Below are 8,355 nucleotides of genomic sequence, written 5' to 3'. Positions count from 1 at the left end.
AGTTAGTTTGTCTAGCATCTAAAATAAAAATTGACGTTTCACGTTGTTTGTTTCGTTCAGTTTTCAAAGAACTACTTAGTCGCTCATTTGCGACTTCCTTATGTTAACATTTTCATCTTTCAATGTCAACTAAGTTTTTCATTTCGTTTGTCGCTTTCGACGTTAATGTCATCGGCGACTTGTTCTATATTACACTCCTGTACTCTAATCGTCAATACTTTTTATCCTTTTTATTTTATAAATTATAAAGTTTTTTATACTCCTTCCCTAAAGATTAATAAACTAGTGTAGTCATTTTTATAATCGACAGTTTCTACTTTCTAAAGAATGAATATCAAGCCACACAAATATATATTAAAAGTAGCTTTTTTATTTCGGTTACATTCACAATTATCTCCTACCACTTCTCTCTAGGAATTATAAATACATCCTACATTTACTAAAATCTAATTACATTAGGAGGCGTTATGAAATGCATGCTAATAAGAAAATCATTTATGTATCCCATGATGCCCATTTCCACGGAGCACAGCTGCTTTCTTTACATACTATTAAAGCCCTTAAAGAAAACTTTCATTACTCCGTCGCAATTATTTCTATTGGAACGGGCATTTTAATCCAAGATTTTCAAAAGTATGGTCCTGTTTATTGCCTAGAGGAAAACTACCCAACGGAAGAAAAAGTCGAATTATTAATAAAGAAGTTATTATTAAAAGACTATACCATCGCCATATGTAGTACCGTCATAAGTGGTGATATAGTTGCATTACTAGCTAAACATAATATTAAAGTTATTTCATTAATACATGAATTGCCGCATTTAATACAACAGTACTCTGCTGAGGGAAAAGCAAGAAACATTGCCCAATCTGCCCACAAAATTGTCTTCCCTTCACAATACGTGTATGAGAAATTCCGTACAATCACCCAATTAGATCATCAAAAATGCCACATCCTCCCTCAAGGTTTGTTTAACCACAACCCTTATAAGAACAATATTGCAAAAGCGAGAAACGAATTACGAAAAAAACACAACCTGCCTCTCGATAGCAAAATCATTTTGGGGGTAGGTTTCGCTGATCATCGAAAAGGAATAGATTTATTCTCACTTATTGCTTACTCAGTAAGAAAGGTGCATACGAATATTCATTTTATCTGGGTTGGGAAAACAGATGTTCATTTTTTTAATACAATCTCCCCAAGGTATACAGCACATTTCACATTAATGGACCCAACTCCAGATATCGGTTTATATAACGCCGGTGCTGATTTATATTTATTAACTTCAAGAGAAGATCCTTTCCCAAACGTAGTTTTAGAAGCATTAGATACAAAAGTCCCTGTTATAGGGTTCAAAAACGCTGGAGGTTTTGAAGATGTTGTTACGGAACAAACCGGCGCATTAGTAGACTATTTAAACTTACCTATGATGCTGGAAAGAATATACGAACTTATCGGGAATGAAGATTTACGATTACAAAAAGGGACCTTTGGCCAAGAACTTATTGAAAGAGATTTCAACTTTCTTGATTACGTTTATCAATTATTAAACTTGCTTGAGCATAATTATAAAAAAATAAGCGTCATTGTACCGAACTATAATTACGAAAAATACTTACCGGAACGAGTTAAATCAATATTAAATCAAACCTATCCCATTTACGAACTAATTTTCCTAGACGATGCCTCTACTGACAATAGCGTATCTATATTTGAAAAGCTGCTCTCAAATGAAAATAAACACCACCTGAAAGTTCAGCAGATTATTAATGATAAAAATTCTGGTTCTGTATTTAAACAATGGATAAAAGGTGTCTCTGCAGCAACCGGTGATTATATTTGGATTGCTGAGGCCGATGACTTATGTGATCAGACATTTTTAGAAGAAGTAATACAAGGGTTTCATATAGATAGTGATGTTGCCTTAAGCTACACACAATCAAAACAAATAGATGAACAAGGAAATATCTTGGCCAATCATTATTTGGATTACACAAATGATATTGATAAGGAAAAATGGCAGAGTTCTTATGTCCGAAAAGGGATAGATGAAATACAAGATACGTTACTTATCAAAAACACCATACCTAATGTCTCAAGTGTAGTTTTTAAAAACATAGATATAAAAACAATAGCAAAACAATTGGAAAAGTTTAAAATAGCTGGCGATTGGTTTTTCTATGTTTCTCTCCTTAAAGAGGGGAACATTTATTTTAATCCAAAACCTCTAAACTATCATAGACGACATACAAATAGCGTAACAAGAACAGAAGATTCATATTCCCACTACAGTGAAGTTGTACAAATGCAGAATTTCATTAAAGACACCTTTACTATCGACGACATTTCAAAAAAGAAAATGTATGCATATAGAAAGTACCTTGAAGCATATTTGAAGGTTTAATTATATATTTTCTTTATCATCAGTATCTCTTGTAAGACATTACTATTATTTAAGGGGTGTTACTCTTTGAAAGAATTTATAGAGGCAAATAAACATTTGATTTCTCAAATTGCACAAAAATACAATGTAAGTGCAAATATCCACCCAGAAGATCATATCTTTCAATTCCTTGTCACAAATCCAGTCTTTCCATCTAAAAAAGAAGCAATAGATTATTATTTTAAAGATGGAAGAAAATCAGCAGAAACACTCTTAGATTTAATTACTTCCTTTTATCCTCCTGTAGACACTCCAATTCAATTATTAGAATTCGCATCCGGATATGGCTGCGTAACACGTCATTTATTAAATCAGCAAACGAACTTAAGTATAACTACTTGCGATATACACGAAGAGGCTATTACTTTTATTGAAAACACATTACATACTTCATCTCTATTATCTCACCCTGAACCAGAACAAGTAAAATTAGCCTCGTCTACGTATGATATCGTTTTTTGTCTATCCTTTTTTTCTCATATGCCTGATACAACTTGGTTTCGTTGGCTTCAAACATTGTATAACGCTGTTTCCCCTGACGGATTATTCATTTTCACAACTCATGGATATCAAAGTAAAAAGCACTTCGGTTTTCCCGCTTTAAATGAACAGGGGTATTGGTTTCTTCCCTCTAGCGAACAACTCGATTTAGATGTTCATCAATACGGGCAAACGATTGTTAGCCCCTCTTACGTATGTGACAAAATTAAATTATTACCTTATAATCCTATTATCAAAAATACACTGAAGGTTTTTGGTGGGAACATCAAGATCTTTGGGTAATAAAAAAAGAAATAAAATAATAAACCACGCTCTACTTATACAGAAGTAGGGCATGGCTTATTATTTTTTACTATATAAGAACTCTTCAATCCATAGCTTATTTAATCTAATTCCACTTTTGAAATCCACTTTCGGTTCCCAATTACATTCTCGTCTTACTCTATCTATATTTAAAATGATTTTTTGAACGTTTTCTTGCTTTTGTTTATAGCAGATAAATTCCACTTTTCTTTCCGTTAATTTCTCCAATTCTACTATAATTCGTTTTAAAGAGAGACCCTTTCCGCTACCTATATTATACACACAAAATTTCAAGTGATTTAATTGCGATAGTTGTATAGTAACTTCCACTAAATCATCGATATAAATATAATCTCGAATAATCTCTTGTGGATTCCCATATATATTAATCTTTTCATTACTGAGATGCTGATACAAAAAACAATTTATTGCTCCAACTTTCTTTAACGGGTTTTGATATTTTCCATACGGATTAGAATATCTACATACAACATAGTCCATTCCATATTTTTTCTTATAAAAGTACAAATAATTTTCAAGCGACACCTTTGTTATTCCATAAGGAGAAAGTGGTTTTAATGGATGTTCCTCATCAATAGGCAGATATTCCGGTTCACCATAAACTGTGCCTCCAGAAGACGCTAATACGATTTTTTTAATAGGGAAATTTTTAGCACTTTCCATGAAATTAAGAAAAAAAAGGCTACTATTTATATCTCCGAAAACATCTTCAATTGAAGTTGTTACATTAGACGTTGCAGCTAAATAAATAATTATATCCACATTCACTAAAGCTTTATATATATCTTCAACATTTGCTAAATCACCTTTAATAAATTCAACCTCACTTATAATATTTTGAGGAAAATTATTTATATGTCTGGAAAATACTTTTACATTTTGGCCTTTTTTCAATAAACCTAATGCGAGGTTAATACCAATGAAACTATTTCCACCTACTATTAAATAATTATTCTTCCGCATAATATCCTCTCTAGTAATAAGATTTTTGCTTATCACACCTAGAAATACAAATAAATGAACTTAGTCAATTCTATTATTGAGTCTCTTATAATTGTATGCCCCTTATAAATTTTCATTATCTTTATTTTTTATTTCCCCTTTAGAATCACTACCTTATTTAAGCCGCCCGAAAAAACACTCATAATATTTACTCATTCCTATGAATATATTGGATTAGTAAAAGCTTTCCCCTTCTCCATAAATAAAACTTTCAAAAAGGAGCACTACATGTATGAAGAATGTAAATCAAGAGCTTTTAAATCATGTAATTCTACATAAAGATCGAATCCCACATTTCCATAAAGACTTTCCACTTATACTATTCTGGAGCCATAGAAGCGGATGCACTACTTTAGCTAATTGGTTCTTTTTTCAAATCGGATTGTTTAATGAAGCAAAGAAATACCATGACTTTATTCATTACTATGAATTCTGGGTGTATAAAAACAACACCCACTACATACCAGAGTTACAAAATGGGCTTCTAACAGCAGAAAAAGCTGTTTGTAAACTTGTACGAAATCCCTATACAAGGGCCGTCAGCTCATTTTTATTACTTGCTGACAATCCATATGCAATTCCTCAATGGGAAAGTATCCGCCAGTATTTATATAATGACAAATATAGTAACCGAGGAATATCATTTAAACAATTTTTATATTACGTTCGAGCATTAGGTCCCAATTCCCTAACAATGGACATACATTTTAGTCAGCAATACGTTCCGGGTGAAGAAAATTTCATCCAACACTATATTCCTTTAGAAGATTTTAATACACAAATCACCAAAATAGAACATACGTACGATTTAGTTAAGTCTAATTTAGCGCTACTTACAAATTCAGATCATCATCGTGTTCATAAAATGATGTATACAGGAAGCTATGCAGAGCTCAGCATTACAGATGTCGCCTTCCCTCGCTTTCCGACATATGAAAGTTTTTATGATGAAGAAACAATGGCGTTAGTTACAGAAATATATGCACAAGACTTTGAAATGTATCCGTACACGAAAGGGATATTTTAAATCGATACATTCTTCAATGAATAAAAGTGAATGTATCGCATAGCATAAAGTGAAACTTTAATTAGAGTGGGGTTCTCCACCGCTAATTATTCCCTTCTATCAATTTTACTGTTATAGATTCCCTAAATTTCACCTACCCTCTTTGAATTCACTGATTACTGACGCATGTGCCATATGCATTTTTACACAGGAGTGATGTCATGTGGAAGGTAATTTGAAACATAATAACGGATACTGCGTTATTTGTGAGAAGGAAGCTACATTTATAGAGCATAACGATTGGCTTAGAGATCACTACTTATGTTCTACATGCCACTCTATACCAAGGCAGAGAGCTTTAATTCATGTTTTAAATACATTTTTTCCAAAATGGGATTCCTATCATATTCACGAATCCTCTCCTGGAGGGATTACAACTCAACTACTAATAAAAAACTGCAAAAACTATACATACTCTCAATACTTTAAAAACTATCCTCTCGGCCAATACTTTCAAGGGATTAGATGCGAGAACTTAGAAAACATGACTTTCCAAGATGAATCTTTTGATTTGTTCATTACTCAAGATGTCTTTGAACATGTAATGGAACCAAACAAAGCCTTTAAAGAAATAGAGCGTGTATTAAAGCCTGGCGGTGCTCATGTGTTTACTGTCCCTTGGTACCACACTCTTCCAAAAACTTTGCAAAGGGCAAGAATCAATGAGGATGGAATTGAGTATATTGAAGAGCCAATTTATCACGGAAATCCTATTGATGAGAATGGGTCTTTAGTAACATTTGATTGGGGCCAAGATATGATTGAATATATTTATACACATGCAAATATGTATACCCTAGTTTATTTACAAAAGGATAAATCACTGGGCTTAGATGCTGAATTTTTACACGTTTTTATTAGTAGAAAACAAGAAAATAATTTTTAGGCACTATATAATTTGGAGGTTAACAAATGGATGACTTTAAGTTAGGAAGTGATTTTGATAACCTTGTTAGCCCGCTTTCTGATGTTGATCTTCTTCATCTATTTGTACAAAGTTGCTCACAAACAAAGATAAATGGTGTCCCAGTACCTATGTTCCCCCCTGAAGAAATTCAACAACAGTTTGTAGGTGCTTCCTATGAACATGCTCTTTATGAAGCATATTTGTTTTATAGACTTGTAAAAACATACGCCCATAATTTAGGCGTTCCCTTGAATAAAGAACGGAAAATTTTAGACTTTGGTTGTGGCTGGGGAAGAATCATACGCTTCTTTTTTAAAGATGTTCGCCATAAAAATTTGCTTGGTATTGATGTAGACCCTGTAATGATTAACCTTTGTAACGAAACTTTAGGAAGAGGCAGATATAAAATAGCTCCCCCACAACACAAGCGCGCTATTTTCTCGATTTTTGTCAACAATTTAAGGAACACCCTGAATTAATTCAGACAGGATGGCATAAAACTTTATCTCAAGCTTTTCCAGATATAAATCGTGCCATCTCGGATTATGAAAGCGGCAATTTTGTCCACAGCCCTACGGGAGCTGGAGACGTTAGAAATAGTAGCTTCTACGGAGAAACTGTTATACCTAGAACTTATATTAAAAATCACTATGAGAAGTATTTAAAGCTGCGGGACTTTTTTGATGATGCAAACCGATTACCCAAGCTCTATTTGTTCTCCAAAAAGATTAACTCTTTCGCTCATTGTATAATGAAGATTATTTTATTTCTCAGCCGTATATATTAAAACATTAAAGATTTCCATATCAAGCAAACTATACAAAAAAATTCATTATGAGGCATAAACAGAGTAAGTAAATAACGGTTCTCATGCTTTAACTAGATTCGAAAAATCAAAAATAACTTCCCACCACTTGAACTACGAAGCACATAAGGGGGATATATCTTGAAAATAATTGCTTTTTACTTACCACAGTTTCATCAAATAAAAGAAAATGACCGATGGTGGGGAAAAGGTTTTACTGAATGGACAAATACTAAAAGTGCACGACCTTTATTTTCGGGACATTATCAACCTAGAGAACCTTATCAAGATTTTTATTACGACTTAACCACCCCATCCGTAAGAAAGTGGCAAGCAGAAATTGCTAAAGCACACGGCATATATGGTTTTTGTTATTACCATTACTGGTTTAAAGGGAAGAGGCTATTGGAGAGACCATTTAATGAGGTACTTCAGATGGGCGAACCAGATTTTCCATTTTGCCTATCTTGGGCAAATGAACCATGGACAAAAACTTGGGATGGTCTTGATAGTCACATATTAATGCCTCAAAATTACGGAGAATTATCAGATTGGAAAGAACACTTTGATTATTTATTACAAGCTTTCCAAGATGAGAGGTATATCCGTATAAATGATAAACCACTATTCATTATTTATCGTCCTGGGCATATACCTAATTGTGAGCAAATGCTTAACTACTGGAATACACTCGCACAAGAAAATGGTTTGAAAGGTATATACTTCACAGAAACATTAAACAGCTTTCCACTTCCTAATATAAATGGATTTGATGCTAGCATTCAATTCGAGCCTTTTTATACAATTGCTCATGATAGTTCTTCCGACATAAATAAGATAATATATGAATCTGGTAAACAAATAAACGCTTGGGATTATGATAAAGTGTGGATGTATATATTAAAACGATCTCCTTCAGAGAAAAAAACATTTCCCGGTGCCTTTGTTGACTGGGATAACACAGCACGCCGCAAAGATTTAAATAGCAGCATTTTCGTAGGCTCTACTCCTGAGAAGTTCACGATATATTTAAGTAAGCAAATCCAGCGCACCTATTCTCTTTACAACAGCGAGTTTTTATTTATTAATGCGTGGAATGAATGGGCAGAAGGTACTTACTTAGAACCAGATAAAAGGCATGGCTTTGCCTATTTAGAAGGAGTTAAACAAGCAATTAGTAGAGGTATGAAAGCATACAAAAAAGACGAGTCATTCTGACTCGTCTTAAGCTTGCTTGGCGACGTCCTACTCTCACAGGGACAAGGTCCCAACTACCATCGGCGCTAGAGAGCTTAACTTCCGTGTTC

Annotated in this window: 5 protein-coding genes and 2 pseudogenes; 6 read left to right on the top strand and 1 reads right to left on the bottom strand. The window is 33.5% G+C overall.

The genetic code is table 11. The features are described from left to right. The first annotated feature begins 472 nt into the window (after window positions 1–472). Both PDQ68_RS27970 and PDQ68_RS27965 read left to right on the top strand, forming a co-directional pair. Window positions 473–2,404: a glycosyltransferase gene (locus PDQ68_RS27970; protein WP_016716314.1), complete on the top strand. Its 1,932-nt coding sequence runs from the start codon at window positions 473–475 to the stop codon at window positions 2,402–2,404. Between the two features lie 66 nt (window positions 2,405–2,470). Then, window positions 2,471–3,246: pseudogene (locus PDQ68_RS27965) on the top strand (class I SAM-dependent methyltransferase). 40 nt (window positions 3,247–3,286) lie between these two features. Here the strand turns inward: PDQ68_RS27965 and PDQ68_RS27960 are convergent. After that, complete coding sequence (locus PDQ68_RS27960) at window positions 3,287–4,231, bottom strand: NAD-dependent epimerase/dehydratase family protein (RefSeq protein WP_001230824.1); 945 nt, start codon at window positions 4,229–4,231, stop codon at window positions 3,287–3,289. Between the two features lie 271 nt (window positions 4,232–4,502). Between PDQ68_RS27960 and PDQ68_RS27955 the strand changes: the two genes are divergently transcribed. From PDQ68_RS27955 to PDQ68_RS27940, 4 genes and pseudogenes are all read left to right on the top strand, one after another. Further along, window positions 4,503–5,297: a sulfotransferase family 2 domain-containing protein gene (locus tag PDQ68_RS27955; RefSeq protein ID WP_061182422.1), complete on the top strand. Its 795-nt coding sequence runs from the start codon at window positions 4,503–4,505 to the stop codon at window positions 5,295–5,297. 202 nt (window positions 5,298–5,499) lie between these two features. Then, on the top strand, window positions 5,500–6,222 hold the full coding sequence (locus PDQ68_RS27950; RefSeq protein ID WP_000398919.1) for a class I SAM-dependent methyltransferase: 723 nt from the start codon (window positions 5,500–5,502) through the stop codon (window positions 6,220–6,222). Window positions 6,223–6,248: 26 nt separating this feature from the next. After that, window positions 6,249–6,975, top strand: a pseudogene (locus tag PDQ68_RS27945) (methyltransferase domain-containing protein). Between the two features lie 214 nt (window positions 6,976–7,189). After that, on the top strand, window positions 7,190–8,266 hold the full coding sequence (locus PDQ68_RS27940) for a glycosyltransferase WbsX family protein (RefSeq protein ID WP_061182421.1): 1,077 nt from the start codon (window positions 7,190–7,192) through the stop codon (window positions 8,264–8,266). The last annotated feature ends 89 nt before the right edge of the window (window positions 8,267–8,355 follow it).

This window comes from Bacillus cereus group sp. Bc010 (genome assembly GCF_027716745.1).
In the GTDB taxonomy this organism is placed as follows: Bacteria; Bacillota; Bacilli; order Bacillales; family Bacillaceae_G; genus Bacillus_A; species Bacillus_A pacificus.
Note: the sequence above shows the minus strand (reverse complement) of the source record. Positions and strands in the feature narration are given on the sequence as shown.